This is a genomic window from Prevotella aff. ruminicola Tc2-24 (assembly GCF_900110895.1).
In the GTDB taxonomy this organism is placed as follows: Bacteria; Bacteroidota; Bacteroidia; order Bacteroidales; family Bacteroidaceae; genus Prevotella.
On sequence record NZ_FOIQ01000005.1, the window covers coordinates 209,283 to 230,442 of the forward strand.

Genomic DNA, 21,160 nt, shown 5'->3' on the forward strand with positions numbered 1-21,160 from the left:
ATTTGCAGACGAAACGCCTCATATTGGGCGAAGAGAAACTAGATGTCTATACAGAAAATGAATATGGAACAAGAACTGCAGCCTAATGCTTTAGACAGAATCCTATGTGTCAAAATAGGTAAGATAAAGCGCGAGAATCTATATGAGATGGCTCGTAAATATTGGAAAGTGAAACTCGAAAAAGCCTCTAAAACTACGCATGTACTTGCCATCATTAATGGTATAGTTGAGGCTGTCTATATTCCTCAGGAATGGAAACATTCTAAGCAATCTGGCTATGAGGACCGGTGTGAGTTTACTGGAATAGAAGATAAGAATTCAGAATATCTGGGTAAAAGCGTAAAGAACTATTACGGCAGAAGCGCCAACCCTGTGAAATATATTAATCTGTAATTTCGCATAATCTATGAGACATCTACCAACGAACAACTATCATTGTGAAGAAACCTGTAAAAGTGACAAGCCTTTCAAAAAAGCAGCTCGTTCAAAACAATCGCTGTTCAGAGAAGAATATTTGAAAGTTGGCTTTGATCCGTCTAATCGTTTTGGCAAGTACGGAGCATTCCTTTTGCCTGAAGATGCTGATGCGGGTCTGAACTTCTATGAAGGATTCAGATCTGACATTTTGCATCTGATAAGGAAACGATATCCCAAACTTACAACAGCACAACATGCGGGTCTTTATGCAAATATGCTCAGGAGTGAACATATTCCTTGGAATGTCTTTGTTCCCATGAAAGCAGATCTTCAAGCCGCGGCTAAGGTTTTCAACGACATCATAGGAGAACCTCTTATTGACGTCATTACAGACATCCGTATAGAATGGGCTCCCGAGAAAACAAAATGTCTTAATGACAACACTTCGTTTGACGCATATATAGAGTTTCTGCACGACGGGCAACTTGGAGGCTTAGGTATAGAAGTAAAATATACAGAAGAGGGCTACCATTTTGGCGGGAAAGAAAAGCGCGAGGTTATGGACGAAAAATCCCAATACGCAATAATTACACGCAGTTGTGGTCTATACAAAGAAGAAATTGCCAGCAAACCTATTCGTGAGACAAGCCTTTGCTTAAATAAATTCAGGCAGATATGGAGAAATCACATCTTAGGCGAATCAATGGTTATGAACAAGATGGTGGAAAGATTTTACAGCGTTACACTCTATCCTTGCGGAAACCCGCACTTTACTAAGGTCTTACCAAAGTACAGGGAATTCTTAACTGATTATGGACTCTCAACATTTAAGTTTATCACTTTCGAGTCGTTGTTTGATTTATTGAAGGTTCATTACCCAAAAGAATCACAATTTCAGAACTGGATTGAGTATCTTCAAACTCGTTACCCTTTTTAAGTACAACAATCACTTCAAAGTTATTCACGCTCGAAAAGTCTCAAATTTTTTTGGTTTTCTCGGGAAATATTACGAAATTTGCGCTGTATTACAAATGATCCAAGATAACCATGAGAGAGAAAATCGATTGTTTCCTGCCTTACGAAGACCTTCAGTCGACTGCCGAGATTACGGCGCAGCTAAGAGGAAGTAAGACAGTACAACATATATTCCTACTTGTAACACAGGCCCTTGACACGGAGGTGATGGCATCCTTCCCGGGCTGTCAGCAGATTACGGTAGACAATCTCACCAGCAGCAACACGCTGATGAGCATCGCAGAGAATGCGAAGGCAGACTATGCCCTGCTTCAGACGAAATCAACCCGACTGACCATCGGCGACAGAGCCATGGAGCGTATGCTTCGTGTGGCTTCCGACGCTGATGCCGCGATGGTCTATGCCGACCATTACGACAGCATCGGCGGGGAACGGAAGGACCACCCCGTCATCGACTACCAACTAGGTAGTATCCGCGATGATTTTGATTTCGGTGCCATCCGACTTGTCAAGACATCGCTGCTTCACACCTTCGCCATGCAGGCAGGAGAGCACGACTATCGACATGCGGGGCTCTATGCCCTGCGACTCTTCCTCAGTCGCAGCGGAACGATCTTCCACATCAACGAGAAACTCTATACCGAGGAGGAGACAGACACGAGAGCCTCGGGCGTGAAACAGTTTGATTATGTGAACCCACGCAACCGTGAGGTGCAGATAGAGATGGAGCATGCCGCCACAGCCCATCTGGCAGAGATAGGCGCAAAGATCGACCCGTCGTTCTACCGTCGTCCAGACTTCAACGAACAGGAATTCGACGTAGAGGCATCCGTCATCATCCCCGTATACAACAGGGAGAAGACCATCTGCGACGCCGTGACGAGTGCCCTCAGTCAGAAAGCGAACTTCAAGTTCAATGTCATCGTCGTCGATAACCATTCCACGGACCGTACCACGGAACTGCTACGAGGCTTCCACGACGAACGACTGATCCATATCATACCCAAGCGCACTGACCTCGGCATCGGAGGTTGCTGGAATACTGCCATCAACGATGACCGCTGCGGACGGTTTGCCATACAGCTCGACTCTGATGATCTCTACTCGTCACCTAAGACGCTCCAGCAAGTGGTGGACACCTTCCACCGCCAACATGCGGCGATGGTCATCGGCTCATACCGTATGTGCGACTTTGAGTTGAACACCTTACCCCCAGGTCTCATCGACCATCAGGAATGGACTGACGAGAACGGACCGAACAATGCGCTGCGCATCAACGGACTGGGTGCCCCCAGAGCCTTCTTCACACCACTGTTGCGACAAATCGGATTCCCTAACACGTCGTACGGTGAGGACTATGCGCTGGGACTTATTTTCTCCCGTCATTACCGTATCGGACGAATCTTCTCGGAACTGTACCTCTGTCGGCGCTGGGGAGGTAACAGCGACGCTGCGCTCTCTATCGAACGGATCAACGCGAACAACCTATACAAAGATCGGCTACGTACGTTAGAGATCATGGCCCGTCAGCAGATGCTACAGGGCAAACAGGAACTGATGGACGACTCTCCACTGCAACGGTTCTTCAGTCGGCAGTTGGAGAAATGGGCCGATGCCCGTAACCGCTACCTCGACCTGCGTAACGTCAGGACGCGTGAGTTGGCGGTGGGCGCCTCTTCCATCCAGGTGCAATGGAATCCTGCCCGTATGGTCTCCACAGGAGCCAAGATTGACAAACAGACCCTTGCCGAGCGGCCCTGTTTCCTCTGTGAGCAGAACCGTCCGAAAGAGCAGGTGAAGAAATCCGTGAACGCACAATACGACCTGCTCGTCAACCCCTTCCCCATCCTACCAGTTCACTTCACGATTCCCTCTGTGAAGCATGAGCCGCAACTGATCCGGGAGAGGTATGGCGAGATACACAAGCTGCTCGACGAGTATCCTGAGCTGATGGTCTTCTACAACGGTCCCAAGTGCGGAGCCTCAGCTCCCGACCATGCCCACTTCCAGGCTGGCTCCAGTGGTCTCCTGCCGCTGCAGACGGCTTGGCGACGACTTGGCAGGAACCTGACCACCATCATCAGTCTCAACGAGAATGAAGACATCTCCCTCATCGAGGAATATCCTTGTCCGGCTTTGCTCATCAGGAGTCATTCGCTCTATGGTGACGAGCAGCTCTTCCGCCGTCTTTACGAGGCACTGCCACAACGTGAGGACGAGACAGAACCGATGATGAATATCGTCAGCTGGCGGCACGACGACGAGTATCTCTCTGTGGTCTTTCCGCGTCGCAAGCACCGTCCTGACTGCTATTATGAGGAGGGGGCCAACCAGTTGGTCATCAGTCCGGGAGCCCTTGACATGGCAGGCATGATCATCACACCCAGACAGGAGGACTTTGAACGACTGACGCCAGAGAAGGCCATCGCCATTCTCCATGAGGTATCGCTCTCTCAGGAAGAGCTGCAGGATGTTATCAGTCGTCTGAAGTCGGGCACCATCAAGCTCAATCCTCACTTCCAGTCCATCAACTCCAAAGAGCCTAACGTCACCGTCGGCATCGTCAGTGGCGAGAAGATCTCTTTTGTACTGAACGACCCCTTCATTGCCAAGGGCGAGGTCATCACAGGCAGTCAGACGGTGGAGTTCCTGGAGGGTGGTATCCTCTGGCGAGGCACCCAGTATCGCGAGCTCACGTTCACGCCGCAGTCGGAGAATGCCTCTTTCTCGCTCAACGATGTGACCATTGGCGTCAACTTCCATTGGGAACGGAAAGAGACACAGGTGTTCGAGGGGACGCTCCGCATCGTGGTCGAGGCCGACAAGATCGTTGCCATCAACGAACTGCCTGTTGAGAAGTACCTCACCAGTGTCATCTCCAGTGAGATGTCGGCCACCGCATCCCCGGAGTTCCTCAAGGCCCATGCCGTCATCTCCCGTTCATGGCTGTTGGCCCAGATGGAGAAGCGTCGTCAACATGAGAACGGTAACGACAGCTTCTTCTCGTTTACCAAGAAAGACGACGAACTGATCAGATGGTACGACCGCGAGGACCACACCATCTTCGATGTCTGTGCCGATGACCACTGTCAGCGCTACCAAGGTATCACCAAGGCCTGCAATGAGCATGTGGGACAAGCCATTCAGGAGACACGTGGACAGATCCTGACCTATGGTGAAGATATCTGTGACGCGCGCTTCTCAAAATGCTGTGGCGGACAGACGGAAGAGTTCCAGTATTGCTGGGAGGATACACCCAAGCCCTATCTTGTCTCTTTCCAGGATCCCTACTGTAATACCAACGACAAGAAGATCCTCTCACAGGTGCTCAACGACTTCGACCAGGAGACCCCACACTTCTACCGCTGGACGGTGGAGTATACGGAAGAGCAGCTCTCTGAGCTTGTATGCAGGAAACTGAAAGAAGACTTCGGCACCATCACGGATCTGATTCCTCTGGAACGAGGCAAGAGCGGACGTATCTGGAAGCTCAAGATCGTCGGCACCAAGAAGACCTTTACCATCGGAAAGGAACTGGAGATCCGCAGGACTCTCAGCGACACTCATCTGCTCAGTTCTGCCTTTGAGGTGGAGAAGATCGCCACCTCTGAGGGCAACAAGTTCATTCTCCATGGCAAGGGATGGGGACATGGTGTCGGACTCTGTCAGATCGGTGCTGCCGTCATGGGTGAGCAGGGTAAGACCTACGATGAGATCCTGCTCTTCTACTACCGTGGTGCCCAGATACAGAAGATCTACGAGTAATCATTAGTATCAACGACCATTTATATATATGAGAAGAAACCCTTGGGCATGGGTGCCCACACTTTACTTCGCGGAAGGACTGCCTAACGTGGCCGTGATGACGATCTCACTCATCATGTACAAACGTCTGGGTTTGTCGAATGCCGACATCACGCTCTACACCTCGTGGCTCAGCCTGCCATGGGTCATCAAACCGCTGTGGAGCCCTTTCATCGACATCATCAAGACCAAACGGTGGTGGATCATCAGCATGCAACTGCTCGTCGGTGCGGCCCTTGGCGGTGTGGCCTTTACGATCCCAGGCCCTTACTGGCTGCAGGGGTCACTGGCCTTCTTCTGGCTGATGGCCTTTTCCAGTGCCACCCATGATATTGCGGCCGACGGGTTCTATATGCTCGGTCTTAACCAGCACAGGCAGGCCTACTTTGTGGGCATCCGCAACACATTCTTCCGCATAGCGACCATCTTCGGACAAGGACTGCTGGTAATGCTGGCAGGCAACCTTGAGGTCATCACACGAAACGTGAGATATTCCTGGAGTCTGATGTTCTACGGTATGGCTGGTCTCTTCATCGCCTTCTGGATGTGGCATCACTATATCCTGCCACACCCCTCTGAGGACTCTCAGCGATATATCCAAGACCCGTCGCTCTCTCCCTCTACTTACATCCTACTGGAGTTCTGGCGCACGGTAAAGACCTTTTTCAAGAAGCCCCAAGTATTGGCAGGACTCTTTTTCATGCTCTTCTATCGCATGCCTGAAGGACTGTTGGCAAAGGTCAGTGCCCTCTTCCTCATCGACACACAAGCACAGGGCGGTCTGGGACTCTCTCCAGCTGAATACGGCTTAGTGCAAGGGACGGTCGGCGTTATCGGACTGACCCTGGGCGGTATCCTCGGTGGTATTGTTGCCAGCCGCGACGGACTGAAGCGCTGGCTCTGGCCCATGGTGATGGCCATCACCCTCCCCGACCTGGTATATGTCTATCTGGCTTATGCCTTACCCAACAGTCTCCTGATCATCAATATCTGCGTGTTTATCGAGCAGTTCGGCTACGGCTTCGGTTTCTCGGCCTATATGCTGTACCTTATTTATTATAGTCAAGGAGAGCACAAGACCGCCCACTATGCACTCTGTACGGCCTGCATGGCCCTGTCGATGATGATTCCAGGATTCTTTGCAGGCGCCCTGCAAGAGAGCGTCGGTTATCAGACATTCTTCCTCATCGTCATCGCCTCTTGCTCCCTAACCTATATTGCATCATCCTTTCTGGAAATCGATCCGGAATTCGGTAAAAAGAAAGAGATTAGGGAAAACCCTACCGACGAATAGGAAAAATCTCTTGACAGCATCGGAATATCTACCTATCTTTGCACTGTCAAACATTTAAAACATGACTATTATGAAGAAGATATTTTACCTACTGATGATGATTCCGGCATTCGTACTGACCAGCTGCGATACCGATGAGATGGTGGCCGACAGACTGACTGGTGCAAACTGGGAAGGTTGGCTTGGCACATACTACCAGAATATCTGGGGCGATGAGTTCCAAGATGGTAAGTTCCATACCGTATGGCGCTTCGACGCAGCTTATTATGATGCCACCTACGGCACAGGCTATGAGGTCGACTATTCCCTCACCGATCGCCACGACTATGCCTACAGTGCTTTCAACTGGGAGGTGCGCAACGGAAATATCTATATCGATTACAGGAATCGCGACTGGAACAACGTACGCATCGACTGGGAAGACTACGATATCAGCCACAATCACTTCCGTGGTGTGATGTACGACTGGGAAGACCGTGTCTATCGCTTCGACCTGAGGAACAACACCGGATGGAACTGGGATGATTTCGACATCCATTTCAGCTTCCGCACCCGCGGAGCAGAGTCTGACTCTATCCCCGTCTATATCAGTGACGATGGTCGCAGCTACGCCTCTGGTAAGTTCGCCAAGGCACTCCTGAAGAAGAAAGCATCCAACTAATATAAGAAAAAAGGCTTCCCGCTAAGGAAGCCTTTTTTCTTGGTATCATTTCTTGTCAGATGCCCGCTCCATCCTGGAAACCGGCATCCACGGCCTTGCTCTGAAGGATTCTTGAATAAGGCGGTACACTATGCGTCAGCCAGATGTTACCACCGATGATGGAGTCATGCCCGATGGTGATACGTCCGAGGATAGAAGCATTGGAATAGATGGTCACATGATCCTCGATGATCGGGTGGCGCGGCACATTCAGCATGTTGCCCTGCTCGTCGTACTTAAAGCTCTTAGCACCCAGTGTCACACCCTGATACAGGGTCACATGGTTGCCGATGATGGCCGTCTCACCGATGACGACACCCGTACCGTGGTCTATCGAGAAATAATCACCGATCTGTGCACCCGGATGGATGTCTATACCCGTCTTCGAATGCGCCTGTTCCGTGATGATACGTGGAATCACCGGCACCTTCAGCTCATGCAGCTTATGGGCAATACGGTAATGGGTCATCGTGTTCACCACCGGATAGCAGAAGATCACCTCACCATAGTTCGGTGCCGCGGGGTCATTATCGAACATCGCCTCCACGTCGGTATATAACTGCCGTTTGATCTCCGGCAACGTATCGATGAAGGTCAACGCCAATCGCTCTGCCTCAGTATAGACCTGTTCCTTTGTCCGAATAGCCTCACAGTCCTCACAGAACTGCAAGCCATGAGCGATCTGCTTCGTCAGCAGTGTCAGCAACTCCTCCATGTGGACACCGATGTAATACGAGCGCTGTGTCTCATCGGGCTGACGTCTGTTAAAATAATCCGGGAAGATAATGCTCTTCACCAGTGTGACGATCTGCTTCACCTGCTCTACAGAAGGCAACGGAGCCTCGGTGGCAGGCATCATGCCCACCTCCTTTTCCGTATGCTTCGACATCAGTGCTACATTCTTCTGCAACACCCCATTCACGGTCTTCTTGTCTATCATTTCCTTAGTTCTTGTACGTTTCAGGGACAAAGGTACGACTAAGTCAGTAAAAAACCAAAAAATCTTTTAGTTTTTTTCTTCGTCTCCAAAAGCCCCAGACCGCTCATGGATATAGGTCTGGAAGTATGCTTTCTCTCCTTTCCCGTCAACAGGCGACAGGAAATCATCGACATACCAGTCACCCCGCTCGAAGAACAGACTGAGAACGATTTCATAGTCATTACCGAAGTTCTCGGCATTGAGATAGGCCACCGCAGTGGAATCCGTGATATTCTCAATCTTCTCAATCTGATAAGAGAAATCGCCATCATCCTGTGAGTTCGTCCAGTGGTCGTAGTCCAACAGAAGATCGTCCTCTGCCAGAGCCAAGGCCTGCGATTTCAGGTTCTGATAGCGTGTGGAACAGAACATGCTGTCGTAGTTGACCGTATGATCGATCACCAATCCGAATTGATTACGCGTCGCATTCTTATAACGGCTATACATCGAATCGACACGCTGACTGATATACGCTGCCGTATGCTTTTCGGAGATCGCATCGGTCAGTGTATCAGTCCTGAGAGAATCCGCATCATTGACGGTCCTACCCGTCTTATTGCCGCAGGCTGCCAATACCAGAACTGCGACGAATAAAAGCTTCTTCATCTTACGCCCCTCTGCTTGTTGTCCCCCTCACATCAGATGATCTCGTCGTCCTCCTTTCCGGAGAGCATGTCGACGATAGGCAGCTGACGGTTAATAGCCGAATGGAAAGAGATCAGGGTCTGACTGCTGGCCAGTCCCAGTGGCTGCAGTTTGTCATGGATGATGGTCAGCAAGTGGTGATTATTCACTGCATACAGTTTGATAAACATATCAAAGTTTCCTGTGGTATAATGACACTCCACCACTTCAGGAATCTCCTTGAGTTTCTCCACCACCTCGTCGAAGGTGCCGGGATCCTTGAGGTTCAAGCCGATATAAGCACATGTCTCATAACCGATCTTCTCAGGGTCGATGACGAACTGCGAGCCTTTCAGCACACCCATCGCCGACAGCTTCTGGATACGCTGATGAATGGCTGCACCACTCACATTACAGGTACGAGCTACTTCCAGGAACGGAATACGGGCATCCTCGGCTATCAGTCGGAGGATCTGCCTGTCAAGTTTATCAATCTTACTCATATCAATTATTGGTTTTATCGGTTGCACTATAATGAATCTTCAAAGCATACGACTGTTGCAGGGCTTGTTTCACGTCTTGTATCAGTCCCATCGGTGTATGACGGTCGGCACGCAGACTGACGGTCAGCTTGTCGGCATTCTCTGGCGACATGGAAGCACGGATGGCCTCGATACGGGCCGGAATCTCCTCGGTCGTCACGATATCGCCATTGAGTTGTATACGGTACTCACCATCAGTCCCCTGGATAAGGTGCCCTATATAGACGTTGACCACCGACGCCTTATGAGCCAGCTTCTGCATCTCCTTGCCCTGCGGCACCTCCACCTTCACCTTCACCTCATCGCTGCGCATATGAGTGACGATCATGAAGAAGAACAGCACGGTGAAAATCAGGTCGGGCATCGACGCCACATTCAACGATGGAACATGGTGATGCTTCGTACGGAACATGCTCTGCATGGGTCTCATACGCGACCTCCTTTCTGTCCATCAGACGACGCTTCCGTCGTAGGCGCCTCACTGATACGCTGGGGATAGTAGGCATTGACCGCCGCTTTCTCGTCAGACGTACAGAGACCATAGCTACGCCCATACCGTTCACGGGCATACTGCTCACGCAGGGCACGGTAAGCACCGACGATGGCGTTCTGCATCTCGAAATAGGCCTCATAGGTGGCCTGGCGGTCAACCTGCAGCGACACGACATGCCCTGTACGGTTCACCTGCGCCAGCGTACGCACCTCATCCGTCAGTTGTCGGACAGAGACCGTCTTCCCGTCACATGTCAGCTGACCATTGGCATCCAGTGCCACACGCATCACAAGATCCTTGTTGATGTCGACAGGCTGCTCATGATCAAGCGGAGGCGGCGGCATCTGTCGCAGCAGTCCCTTGTCCGTATCCATCGAAGATGTCACAAGGAAGAAGATCAACAGCATGAACGAGATGTCTGCCGTTGAGGTGGTGTTCAGCTCCGGAATCTGCTGACGATAGCGCTTACGAAACATCCGATGATCAGTAGGATTGAGGTATAGATAAACATATCTGTCGTCTTCAGCCAGAACGTATCCGTGAAACGGACACCGTTGGTAATGACCGGCGACGAGGAGCCTAAGAGGAAGGTGATGACCAGGCATACGACGAGGGCGATGGCCACGCACCACCCGATCCTGCCTGCCGGCACACCGTTGACGATGTCGTCGCCCTGCTGTCGGGTGCGGAGCGTGTGCCAGACAGAATATGCCGTCACACCGAGTGCGACAGCCACCATCAGGTACATCAGACCCAGCATCAGGTCGGCAAGGAAGGGCGAGACCAGACTATTCATAACGATCGTTTCGTTTGATAGACAGAGATGATATCGAGAAGCGTGATGGCCGACTCTTCCATCTGGGCCGTCAGACGCTCAATCTTCGAAAGGATATAACTATAGAAGAGCTGCAGGATCAAGGCTACCACGATACCGAAGATCGTGGTGATCAGTGCCACCTTCATGCCCTCTGCCACGATGGTTGGTCCGATATCGCCGGCCTGCTGGATCTGGTCGAAGGCCATCACCATACCAATCACCGTTCCGAGGAATCCCAGCGAGGGCGCCATGGCGATGAAGAGCTTGATCCACGAACAACCTTTCTCCAGGTTCGTGGCCTGCAGACCGCCGTAGTTCGTGATGCTGCGCTCAATAGCCTCTATCGGCTGATCGATATGCAGCAGTCCCTGATAACACACACTGGCCACAGGTCCACGGGTGTTCCGACAGAGTGTCTTAGCCCCCTCCACATCGTCGTTCTTCAGGTGTTGCTCAATATCCTCCATCAGCTTTCTGGCCTTGATCTCCGAGAGCGTCAGATAGATGATACGCTCGATACAGAAAGCAAGACCCAGCACCAGGGCCAGAGCCACCAGCGACATGAACCCCACATTTCCATCAATAAACTTGGTCTTGAGCTGTTTATGGAAGCCCCCATTCTCGACATCGCCCTCAGGGTCTTCGAGCACGAGATTCTCCGCCAGTGCCGAGTCGGCCACAGCCACTGAATCGACTGTTGCGACAGCATTCGCCACGAGCATCGTGTCTTGAGAAGTTTTATCTTGAGCAACGGCAGTTTGCGTAAAGAAGAGCAAACCTATGAGGGAGAACAGAATAATCACTCTTTTCATAATCCTGTCAGTTTGTAGTTATGCGGCTAAAAGCGGAGAGAACAGGATGGCCTTATGGCGCTTTGAACCTGTTCTTGATCCTGCGGAGAGAACAGGATTCGAACCTGCGAGCCGCTTTTGACGGCTACACGCTTTCCAGGCGTGCCTCTTCAACCACTCGAGCACCTCTCCTTAGTATTTAGCGGATGCAAAGGTAGTATTTTTACCGCAGAATCCGCAGATTAGGCGGATATATTTAATATTTTTTCGCAGTTTGCATTAGTCTGCCGCTCCACCTCCTCTGCTGTAACTCCGTAGGCCTCGGCCAGACGCTGCATGACATAGGCTACGAAAGCAGGCTCGTTACGCTGTCCTCGCATCGGAACGGGAGCCATATAAGGGGCATCGGTCTCCAACACGATCCGGTCAAGAGGTACCACTTCAGGAAGCACCTCAGGCAGGTGTGATTTCTTGAACGTCAGCACCCCACCGATACCCAGCACAAAACGGTCGAACTGCAACAGTTCGCGCGCCTCCAGGGCATTACCCGTAAAACAGTGGAACACGCCACCTGGGAGATGGTCCTTGTATTTCTTCAGGATGGCCACCAGCTCGTTCTGCGCCTTCCGACAGTGGATCATCAAAGGGAGTCCCATCTCTACCGACCAGCGCACCTGTTCCTCGAAGGCGTCCAACTGCTCCTGTTCGAACTCACGACTCCAATAGAAGTCGAGTCCCACCTCACCGATGGGCATCCCTCCCGTCTTCCCCGAAGGTGACGAGGATCCCCCAGCGTCGAGAAGAGACGTTAGGAAGGGTTTAATCTGAGCCAGCACCTCGCGCCAGTCGGCCTTCACCTCCTCAGGATGCAGTCCCAGCATCGGATAACAGTAACCCGGATAACGACGACACACCTCGAGGACGGTCTCACACGACTTCACATCGATGCCTGGCACACCGACGGCCTCCACCCCAGCCTCCCGGGCACGGGCTATAACGAGGTCGAGGTCGGCAGCGAACTCCTCGCCATCCAAGTGGCAGTGTGTATCAATCATGCTTAGAATCCTAACTCTGACGCTTCATCATCGCTGCGGCATACGCCTTCAGCTCCGCCTTACGATCCTCGGCAACAGACACCTGAGCCAGATAGCGCTGTGCCTCGGCATAGCAAGCCTCCATCTTCTGCTCACAGAGCTGACGGATACCGATCTGGTCGTAGAGAGCCGTCACTGCCTTCACCTTCTCGTCGCGATCGAACGTCTCGGCATTGATCCATCCCATCAGTTCCTTACGCTGCGCCTCATCGGCACGGTTAACGGCATTGATGAGCATATAGGTCTTCTTGTTCGACGTGATATCGCCACCGATGTTCTTACCAAAGACCTTCGGGTCGCCATACACGTCGAGCAGATCGTCCTGCAGCTGGAAGGCCAGACCAATCTGTTCACCGAACTTATACAGGTTGTTCTGATCCTCCACAGAGGCACCGGCGAGGATCGCACCGATCTTCACGGCACAGGCCAGAAGCACGCTCGTCTTCAGACGGATCATCTCGATATACTCGTCCTCGGTCACATCATTACGCGTCTCGAACTCCACGTCAAGCTGCTGTCCCTCACCGATCTCATAGGTTGTCTGGAGGAAGGTGGCGAACACATCCTTCACCTTATCCACCTCACAAGCCTCGATGCGTTCGAAAGCCTGCAGGAGCATGGTATCACCCGAGAGGATGGCCTGGTTCGGGTTCCATTTCTTATGCACCGTCTCATGGCCACGACGCATGTCGGCATGATCCATCAGATCGTCGTGCAACAGGGTGAAGTTGTGATAGGTCTCCAGACCGATGGCCTGGGTCATGATGCGCTCCGGATCCTCGCGGAACAGGTTGTAGGCCAGCATCATCAGCACTGGGCGTACACGTTTGCCTCCCAACGAGAGCACATACCTGATAGGCTCGTACAACGACATCGGCTGCCGGTCGTAGGTCAGCGCCTCCAGCGCTTCATTCACCTTTTTCAATAGTTCGTCAGATGTATACATATCTCAAATCTTTACTAAATCCTTACTAGAAATTGAACACCACCGGTATGCGGACCTTCGTCCTACAGGGCTTGGCGTTCATCACGCCCGCCTGCCACTTCGGCATCATCTGTAGCACACGCAGCACCTCCTTGTCGCACGCCGCATCCAGATGCTCTACCACCTCCAGGTCTGACACGCTACCGTCGGTATTCACGATAAACTGTGCCACCACCTTTCCCTTCACCTTCCGCTGCTGCGCGGTAGCAGGGTAGCGTAGGTTTTTCGTCAGCCACTTCATGAACTCAGCGGCCCCACCGGGAAACTGCGGCAGATCCTCAACCACGCGGAAGTCCACCGGCTCATTGTACATATCCACCACCTCGGGCTTCTCCTCCGTCTTCTGAGCCTCCTGCTTCTCCTGGAGATCCTGTTCCTCAGGCACTGGCGGCTCTACCGGCAGCTCTGTGTCATCGTCCACCAGTCGGAGCTGTTCCGTCTGCTGTTCTTCATGTTTCTGCTGCTGCGGGAGCATCATCGGCACCTCGTCCTTGTCGCGCTTCAGCGGCGAGAGTTCCATCTCCGCCTCCAGTTCCTCGTCATCGGCGAAGAAGTTCCACCCACTGCCGCCGCTATTCCATTCGAGAGCGACGAACAGCAGGGCGAGCACCACGATCAGTCCTAACAGGAATCCCTGCACGCGACGCCCTTCCAGATCCGCTTCGCGACTTTTCTTAACTTCCATAATAAAAACGAGAATCTTCCGTTATTTTACTAAAAAGTGCATGCAAAGATACAAAGAAATTGTAATTTATGCGTAACTTTGCAGCGATTTTATCAAAAATTAGATGAGAAGAACTGTTTCCGCCGTCGTTTTTCTGTCTCTTGCGCTACTGACCCGAGCACAGGAGAGCCGGACAGCCTACAACTTCCTGCGACTGCCCGTCAGCGCACATGTGGCGGCCCTCGGTGGCGAGAACATCTCCATCACAGACAACGATGCCACGCTCATCTTCCACAACCCGGCACTGATCAACGGTGTGAGCGACCGCACCATCAACCTCAACTACATGACCTACATGGAGGGAACGAAGACGGCCAGTGCCGCCTTCATCAGGGCTGCCGGCGACAGAGGGACGTGGGGCGTGACAGGACAATACATGGACTACGGGTCGATGAAGGAGACCACGAGCGACAACCTGGAGCTCGGCACGTTCTCCGCCCGCGATATCGCCATCGGCGGAACCTTCGCCTATGCCCTCACCAACACACTCTCCGGAGCCGTCACGGCCAAGGTCATCTCGTCGAAGATCGCCGGCTACAGTTCGCTGGCTGTAGGCGTCGATATCGGTGCCAACTACTACGACGAGGCGCATGACCTGAGCATCTCGGCTGTAGCCCGTAACCTCGGCGGACAGGTGAAAGCCTACGACGATGCGTTCGAGCGTATCCCCTTCGATCTGCAGGTGGGTGTCAGCAAACGACTTGCGAACGCCCCGCTCCGCTTCTCCGCCACGCTCAGTCGACTGACCGACTGGGAAGAGAGTTTTGGTCGTCACCTCGCCATGGGTGTCGATATTCTGCTCAGTGAGACCATCTACATCGCCGCCGGCTATAACTTCCGTCGTGCCCACCAGATGACCATCAGCGACGCCGAGGGCGACAGTGCCCACGGTGCGGGTCTCTCACTCGGCGCAGGTCTGCAACTGGAGCGCTTCAAGCTGAATATCGGCTATGGCAAGTATCATGTCTCGGCCGGAAGTCTGCTCATCAATGTGGCCTACACACTGTAATCATTAACAAAAGAACAACCATATGAAGAAAATCACTATTGCCATCGACGGCCATTCCTCGTGCGGAAAGAGCACCATGGCCAAGGATCTTGCCCGTGAGGTGGGCTATGTCTATGTCGACACTGGCGCCATGTACCGCAGCGTCACCCTCTATGCCCTCCGAAAGGGACTGTTCAACGAGGATGGCAGCGTCAAGACCGACGAGCTGGAGGCCGAGATGCCCCATATCCATATCAGCTTCAAGTTCAACCCGGAGACCGGACGCCCCGACACCTACCTGAACGACGAATACGTGGAACAGGAGATCCGCTCCCTCGAGGTGAGCAGTCATGTGAGTCCCATCGCCGCCGTCGGCTTCGTGCGCGCCGCCATGGTCGCCCAGCAGCAGCAGATGGGCAAGGACAAGGGAGTGGTCATGGACGGCCGTGACATCGGCACCACCGTGTTCCCCGATGCCGAGCTGAAGATCTTCGTCACCGCCTCTGCCGAGGTGCGCGCCCAGCGTCGTTTCGACGAGCTGAAGGCCAAGGGCATGCCTGCCGACTTCGACGATATCCTGAAGAATGTCCAGGAGCGCGACTATATCGACTCACACCGCGAGGTGAGTCCGCTGCGTAAGGCTGACGACGCTATCGAGCTCGATAACAGTCACATGACCATCGCCGAGCAGAAACAGTGGCTGCTCGACCGCTTTAAGGAACGGACAGCTTAAGGAACTGTCCGTTTATGCGTTTTTTTTCGTCATTTTTTCGGTTTTCTCCTGATTTATTGCTACCTTTGCCGCCAATTTTATCACAAACCCGAAAAAATGACGAAAAAAGTTCTTATTATTACCATCTTCACGATGGCTATCACCTCTGCCGTCAAGGCAGGTGGTCTGATGACCAACACCAACTATCACATAGCATTCGACCGTATGTTCGCTCGCGGTGCCTCTACGGAGATCGATGCGGCATACAGTAACCCTGCAGGCCTCGCCTGGGGGCACGAAGGTCTCCAGCTCTCGCTCAACTTCCAGAAGCCCTGGCAGAACCGCGACATCGAGACCACCCTTCCCCACTTCCTGGCTAATCCGCAACTGGGCTACCAGGGCTACGACATCCACCAGAAGTTCAACGGTAAGGCTTCTGCTCCTATCGTGCCCGCCCTCTTCGCCTCGTACAAGAAAGACAAGTGGGTGTTCTCATCCATGATCGGTATCGTGGGTAGTGGCGGCTTCGTGAAATACGAAGAAGGCATTCCCATGTTCAATGCCATGACGATGGGAAAGATCTTTGAGAAGTCGGTCGCAACCTTCATGGCCAACCCCCAGAGTCCCATCATCACACCCGAGATGTACGACATCGACTCTGAGGTGAAAGGCAAGCAGTATATCTATGGCGGACAGATCAATATCACCCGTAAGATCAACGACCGTTTCGCCGCCTCCATCGGTCTGCGCGCCAACTACTACGACGGCTACAACAAAGGCTACGTCACAGCCACGACCCATCAGCAGTTAGGTGGTCAGCAGCTCATGGATCTGCAGCTCGACGTCACCCAGCGTGCCTGGGGCTTCTCTCCCATCGTCAGCTTCGACTACCACCAGGGCCCGCTCACCATCGCAGCCCGCTATGAGTTCCGTTCGAAGATCAACACCAAGAACGACACGAAGGCACTGAGCGTCACCATGCTGGGACAGAAGACCGATATCAAGGCACTCTCCGAGCAGATGGGCAACGCAGCCACGCTGAGTGCTCTGGCCTCAGCCATGGGCGACCAGATGGCTGACAAGATCAAGAACTACATGCCCGACGAGCATGTACGCTACGACATGCCTTCACTCTTCGTGACTGCTGTCGGTTATGAGTTCACCCCACAGCTGCGTGCTGCGCTGGAATACCATTTCTTCGACGACAAGCACGCCCAGATGACCGACAACCGTCAGAAGGAGCTCAAGCACGGCACACACGAGGTGCTCGCTGGTGTGGAGTACGACATCAACCAGAAGTTCACCGTCAGCTGTGGCGGTCAGCGTACCGACTATGGTCTCTCTGACGGCTACCAGCAGAACACCTCCTTCGCCTGCGACAGCTATAGCGTTGGCTGCGGAGGTGCCTGGAACATCTCCGACAAGCTTCGCCTGAACGTCAGCTACTTCTGCACACTCTACAGTGATTACACACATGAGCAGCAGAACTACCTCGGCACGCCTTATGCAGGCAAGGATGTCTACAGCCGCACGAACCATGTCGTCGGCGTGGGCCTCGACTACAGGTTCTAAGCCCATTCCCTGACACATCACGAACCGCCCTCCGAAAGACTGTAGAATACCTTCGGAGGGCGGTCTGTTTGGTTATGATTTCTTTTCCGAGTCCTTAGCTTTGACTCTTCATCTTCTTCTCTCTCTGTCTCGTCTTCAGATAGACATATACAGACAACAGGAAGTTCCACCGCATCTTCTGCATCTCACACTCATCGGGCGGGAGCGCCTCGTGCTGCCGTCCGACCAGCAGCTTCTCGGAATAGCATCCTCCAGAACACAGATACTTGGCCCAGCAGTCGCGACAGCTCTCGATCTTATGGACCGAGTCAGGACGGTATTCCTTCATCTTCTCCACGTCGATGCCGTTACGGATATCACCGATGGCATACTTCTTGTCGTAAGCCAGATGCTCGCAACTGAAGATCTCGCCAGAATCAACGATCGAGAACATGTACTTTCCCGAAGAGCAGGCTCTCAGGTGTGTCCTGTGGTTATCGAGCGTGTCTATCTGTTCCCTGATCGACATACAGTGAACGGGCAGTCCGTTGTCTATGCGACGGATATAGTATTCGATCAGCTCCTCATACTGTTTCTTGAACGATTCCAGACGCTCGTCGTAAACGCACGCCCTGTTCACGTTCCTCGACTTATAGGCAGGTACGGCAGAGAAAGGCATGCCCAGGTTCTCGAAGTAGTCGTAGACTTTCCACATGCACTCGCAGTCGCTTGGGATGGTCGCCCTCATCTGGAACTTCACACCGGCCGCCTTCACCTTCAGGATATTCTTCAACACAAGGTCGTTGCTACGCTTCCCATTCGGGAATACCCGATGGGTCGTAAACTCCTCAGGACCGTCATAGCTGTAGAGGATATCGATATGGTGGTTCTTGAAGTACTCGATATTCTCATCGGTGAACAGCGTGCCGTTGGTTGTGATACCATACCCCACGTTCCTGTCAGCGTATTTCTCGGATATATAGTTAAGCACGGCGTCTATGGTATCCATCCGGAGCATGGGCTCACCGCCGAAGAAATTGAGTCGGCACTGCATGTCCTTATCCGCATGCGCCATGATATAATCAATGATCTCATGGCAGTTCTCCGGTGTGATGTCACCGAACCCGAAGTCGCCTTTGTTCTGGGCGAAGCAATAGGTACACCTCAGGTTACACTTGCCCGAGATCGGTAAGATCACATCCTGCATCGAATAAGAATCATCATCGCCTTTCGATTCAAAGCTCTGACTGAAAACGGGGAATACCTCCAGCACCTCCTCTTCAAGACTCTGGAACTCCTCATCGTCGAAGAAACGGCCTTGTCCTGTCAGTTGGACAAAGAACTGATCGACAACCGTATCCTCCTTCAGGTTCACCACCGTCATGGTGGGAATATGCAGGAGGTAGCATTGGTGATCTCTCTTCAGATAATAAAAATCACATTTAGATAACACCTTCAACATCATCGTAAGCATTTAAGAGATTCGCCATTCTTTACAGGAATGGCGAATCCCATGATCATAAGATTTCTAATTCCAGTGAAATGTAGCTTCACTGTGCGAGAGCCTAACTACTAAGGCAGGAGCACTTCTTTGTCAATAGGAAGAGTAGGAAGATCTACCTTGTAGTTGTAGACGCAGCAAGCAAACTCCATGTGACCGCAGAAACCGATGGGCTTCTCAACACGGATTCCACCTTTTGTCTCGTTCATCTCACTCTCATTCAGGATTGCGAAATCCTCTTTTCTAATCTTTTTCATGTTGTTAGTTTTATTATGTTTTAGGTCTCTTTCATGCGCAAGACCGTTAGCGCTCGTAGGTTAGATATTTGACTCTACAAAAGTACAGATAATAATCGAGAAAACATCATCCTTTGAGAGTTTTTTTTCATCAAAGTGCTATTTTTTTCGTCTCCCGACTGACAGGTGCGCGAGGCCCCCTCTTATACTTTAGCCCCCCTTATGGGGGGCCAGTATAGAGGGGGACACCTCAAGCTTCTCCTGTCAGTCGCCCCCAACACATCCCCAGAGCCCCCAAGCGGTCCTGAACCACTCTCCCCGCGGTCCCTGTGCCTGTCGAAGGGTAAACCGCGGAATGTCACCGAAGAAGTTGCGCGCAGCCGATAAAAAATCACGCCAGACCTTTGATGGTCTGAGCGTACCTTAATGTAAGAGCGACAGGAGGAGCGGTTAAGCCTTCCCATATAGGGGAACTGATGGAACAGCGAGAGGAGAGGCAAGTTCTACTTGAACTCTCCCGAGTCGTGACAGAAGTCGACCGAAGGTCAAGTTTGGTTAGGGTGGATGTCTCTTTTGGTTCTTTTCTCTGCGCCAGAGAAAAAGAACATCCCAGCAGGGTACAACCCTGCATCATAGACGGCCTTTCTTGCGTCTCGCAGGTAAAAAGCGAGATCGCCGCCTTGCGATATATTTTTACAACAGCCCCCTCATAACTCGCATGTAGATCATAAACATCAAAATGAGTCCCATACACGCAAGTTTTGAGCGAATATCGTATTTACCTGATAACATGCGAGTTAAAGCAACATAAAAAAGAGGCAGGATCTTTCCCTCAAAGAGATAATCTCCAAGAGCCATGGAGATAGGGTTTACAAGCGAAAGAGATAATCCCTATACCCTATAAGAGATTATCTCCTTCTCTCGTAAGTGCCATTCCTTACAGTCATGGAGATAATCTCTTTGACCGTTAGAAGCCACCCCTACCCAGAGTAGCCCCCTTCCCCACTCCGAACAGGCCAAAAGCACACCATAACAGCCCCCAGAAAGGCATAAAAGTCCCCCTTAGTTTTTCCAGTTCACAACTTCAGACGAACACTTTTTTAAGCACTTTTTTATGACAATTACTTCCCGATTGGTCGTTCCTTCACCTTTCAATTTAATGCCTGTTTGCCCACGGGTAAAGAATCTACAAGACCAATATAGCCGGCCCCATGATTGCGAACATAAAAATCAGAGCATGAAAGATTAATGACCTCTCCATATTTGGAAGAGAATGATATAAGTATATCATAGCCTCCATTGGGGAGTTTCCGATGGACAAGATCCTTTATCGGAAACATGATCGAATTTCCACTTATTTTCATTTGCTCTATATTGCAATCCCTAAATTCAACCTCATACACAAAAGAGTCGTCCTTCTCATGAGGACAATATAAGATAACTTTCAGATGCCAATAATCCTCTGAAAATTGTATTGAGCAGAGATAGCACTCGCTCCATTTAATATCGTAATCCTTCATAGCTCCTATAATATCATTTTGTCGTTACCTCCAATTGTTATGGGTTCTGATGGTACAAAGAAAGCGAAAGATTTGCATGTGATGCGTATTACTCCAAATAACTCTGTGTCAAAATTAAATTGCACTATATATAAACCATCCTTACGTTCATACGAAAAACCTCTAATTTCTAACTTGCCTATCTGTTCCTTTTCATAAGCAGAATTACGCTTTAAATCATATATAACGTCTGAGACGTCTTTAAATACAATTTTAATATTATCACCTTCCAGCCAGTCTACAACAAACACAATATTATGATCAGAATCATTCGACATACGAATGATAGTACTCTCATAAATGTTAACCTTATCTGTTTCTTCGTTATTGAACCTTCTTAGCTTATCCATTTCTATATTTTTATTTCGTCATAT

21 protein-coding genes and 1 tRNA gene are annotated in these 21,160 nt (G+C 51.4%); 8 read left to right on the forward strand and 14 right to left on the reverse strand.

Annotated elements, in window-relative coordinates:
* The first annotated feature begins 63 nt into the window (after positions 1-63).
* The 5 genes from BMY63_RS10380 (at position 64) to BMY63_RS10400 (ending at position 7,151) form a co-directional block, all read left to right on the forward strand.
* Positions 64-393: a hypothetical protein gene (locus BMY63_RS10380; RefSeq protein WP_143065776.1), complete on the forward strand. Its 330-nt coding sequence runs from the start codon at positions 64-66 to the stop codon at positions 391-393.
* Between the two features lie 13 nt (positions 394-406).
* Positions 407-1,354, forward strand: coding sequence for a PGN_0703 family putative restriction endonuclease (locus tag BMY63_RS10385; protein ID WP_091916542.1), 948 nt, complete (start codon positions 407-409; stop codon positions 1,352-1,354).
* Positions 1,355-1,464: 110 nt separating this feature from the next.
* Positions 1,465-5,157: a DUF4922 domain-containing protein gene (locus tag BMY63_RS10390; RefSeq protein WP_091916544.1), complete on the forward strand. Its 3,693-nt coding sequence runs from the start codon at positions 1,465-1,467 to the stop codon at positions 5,155-5,157.
* A 28-nt stretch (positions 5,158-5,185) separates the two neighbouring features.
* Positions 5,186-6,490, forward strand: coding sequence for an MFS transporter (locus BMY63_RS10395; protein ID WP_091916546.1), 1,305 nt, complete (start codon positions 5,186-5,188; stop codon positions 6,488-6,490).
* Between the two features lie 70 nt (positions 6,491-6,560).
* Positions 6,561-7,151 carry a hypothetical protein gene (locus tag BMY63_RS10400; RefSeq protein WP_091916548.1) on the forward strand — a complete coding sequence of 197 codons (591 nt, stop codon included), beginning with the start codon at positions 6,561-6,563 and terminating at the stop codon, positions 7,149-7,151.
* A 55-nt stretch (positions 7,152-7,206) separates the two neighbouring features.
* Here the strand turns inward: BMY63_RS10400 and BMY63_RS10405 are convergent, their stop codons facing one another.
* The 11 genes from BMY63_RS10405 to BMY63_RS10450 form a co-directional block, all read right to left on the reverse strand.
* Positions 7,207-8,130: a serine O-acetyltransferase gene (locus BMY63_RS10405; protein WP_091916550.1), complete on the reverse strand. Its 924-nt coding sequence runs from the start codon at positions 8,128-8,130 to the stop codon at positions 7,207-7,209.
* Positions 8,131-8,196: 66 nt separating this feature from the next.
* Positions 8,197-8,775, reverse strand: a complete 579-nt coding sequence (locus BMY63_RS10410) for a hypothetical protein (RefSeq protein WP_091900612.1) — start codon at positions 8,773-8,775, stop codon at positions 8,197-8,199.
* Positions 8,776-8,807: 32 nt separating this feature from the next.
* Positions 8,808-9,296: an Lrp/AsnC family transcriptional regulator gene (locus tag BMY63_RS10415; RefSeq protein ID WP_091900614.1), complete on the reverse strand. Its 489-nt coding sequence runs from the start codon at positions 9,294-9,296 to the stop codon at positions 8,808-8,810.
* A 1-nt stretch (position 9,297) separates the two neighbouring features.
* Positions 9,298-9,765 carry an ExbD/TolR family protein gene (locus BMY63_RS10420; protein WP_256218999.1) on the reverse strand — a complete coding sequence of 156 codons (468 nt, stop codon included), beginning with the start codon at positions 9,763-9,765 and terminating at the stop codon, positions 9,298-9,300.
* On the reverse strand, positions 9,762-10,304 hold the full coding sequence (locus BMY63_RS10425) for an ExbD/TolR family protein (protein WP_177178432.1): 543 nt from the start codon (positions 10,302-10,304) through the stop codon (positions 9,762-9,764). Before BMY63_RS10425 ends, BMY63_RS10420 begins: the two co-directional genes overlap by 4 nt.
* A complete protein-coding gene (locus BMY63_RS12370) occupies positions 10,265-10,624 on the reverse strand; it encodes a hypothetical protein (RefSeq protein ID WP_176771077.1) in 360 nt (119 codons plus the stop codon). Before BMY63_RS12370 ends, BMY63_RS10425 begins: the two co-directional genes overlap by 40 nt.
* Positions 10,621-11,457 carry a MotA/TolQ/ExbB proton channel family protein gene (locus BMY63_RS10430; RefSeq protein WP_091916555.1) on the reverse strand — a complete coding sequence of 279 codons (837 nt, stop codon included), beginning with the start codon at positions 11,455-11,457 and terminating at the stop codon, positions 10,621-10,623. The genes BMY63_RS12370 and BMY63_RS10430 overlap by 4 nt, the downstream gene beginning before the upstream one ends.
* A gap of 83 nt (positions 11,458-11,540) precedes the next feature.
* Positions 11,541-11,628: transfer RNA gene (locus tag BMY63_RS10435), tRNA-Ser, on the reverse strand.
* Between the two features lie 50 nt (positions 11,629-11,678).
* On the reverse strand, positions 11,679-12,491 hold the full coding sequence (locus tag BMY63_RS10440) for a TatD family hydrolase (RefSeq protein ID WP_091916557.1): 813 nt from the start codon (positions 12,489-12,491) through the stop codon (positions 11,679-11,681).
* Between the two features lie 10 nt (positions 12,492-12,501).
* The gene (locus BMY63_RS10445; RefSeq protein WP_091916559.1) at positions 12,502-13,476 is read right to left on the reverse strand and encodes a polyprenyl synthetase family protein; all 975 of its coding nucleotides are present in this window, start codon (positions 13,474-13,476) and stop codon (positions 12,502-12,504) included.
* Positions 13,477-13,501: 25 nt separating this feature from the next.
* Positions 13,502-14,200 (reverse strand): energy transducer TonB, encoded by a 699-nt coding sequence (locus BMY63_RS10450; protein WP_091916561.1) that lies wholly within the window; start codon positions 14,198-14,200, stop codon positions 13,502-13,504.
* Between the two features lie 103 nt (positions 14,201-14,303).
* Between BMY63_RS10450 and porQ the strand changes: the two genes are divergently transcribed.
* From porQ to BMY63_RS10465, 3 genes are all read left to right on the forward strand, one after another.
* Positions 14,304-15,248, forward strand: a complete 945-nt coding sequence (porQ, locus tag BMY63_RS10455) for a type IX secretion system protein PorQ (RefSeq protein ID WP_091916563.1) — start codon at positions 14,304-14,306, stop codon at positions 15,246-15,248.
* Positions 15,249-15,270: 22 nt separating this feature from the next.
* Entirely contained in the window at positions 15,271-15,960 is a 690-nt protein-coding gene (cmk, locus tag BMY63_RS10460; protein ID WP_091900629.1) for a (d)CMP kinase, read from the forward strand.
* Between the two features lie 96 nt (positions 15,961-16,056).
* Positions 16,057-17,511, forward strand: a complete 1,455-nt coding sequence (locus BMY63_RS10465; RefSeq protein ID WP_256219000.1) for an OmpP1/FadL family transporter — start codon at positions 16,057-16,059, stop codon at positions 17,509-17,511.
* 94 nt (positions 17,512-17,605) lie between these two features.
* On the opposite strand, the gene BMY63_RS10470 is transcribed toward BMY63_RS10465, so the two are convergent.
* From BMY63_RS10470 to BMY63_RS10485, 3 genes are all read right to left on the reverse strand, one after another.
* Positions 17,606-18,952, reverse strand: a complete 1,347-nt coding sequence (locus BMY63_RS10470) for a radical SAM/SPASM domain-containing protein (protein WP_177178433.1) — start codon at positions 18,950-18,952, stop codon at positions 17,606-17,608.
* A gap of 110 nt (positions 18,953-19,062) precedes the next feature.
* Positions 19,063-19,248: a hypothetical protein gene (locus BMY63_RS10475; RefSeq protein ID WP_091916567.1), complete on the reverse strand. Its 186-nt coding sequence runs from the start codon at positions 19,246-19,248 to the stop codon at positions 19,063-19,065.
* A gap of 1,504 nt (positions 19,249-20,752) precedes the next feature.
* Positions 20,753-21,136: a hypothetical protein gene (locus BMY63_RS10485; protein WP_091916571.1), complete on the reverse strand. Its 384-nt coding sequence runs from the start codon at positions 21,134-21,136 to the stop codon at positions 20,753-20,755.
* Positions 21,137-21,160 lie beyond the last annotated feature (24 nt).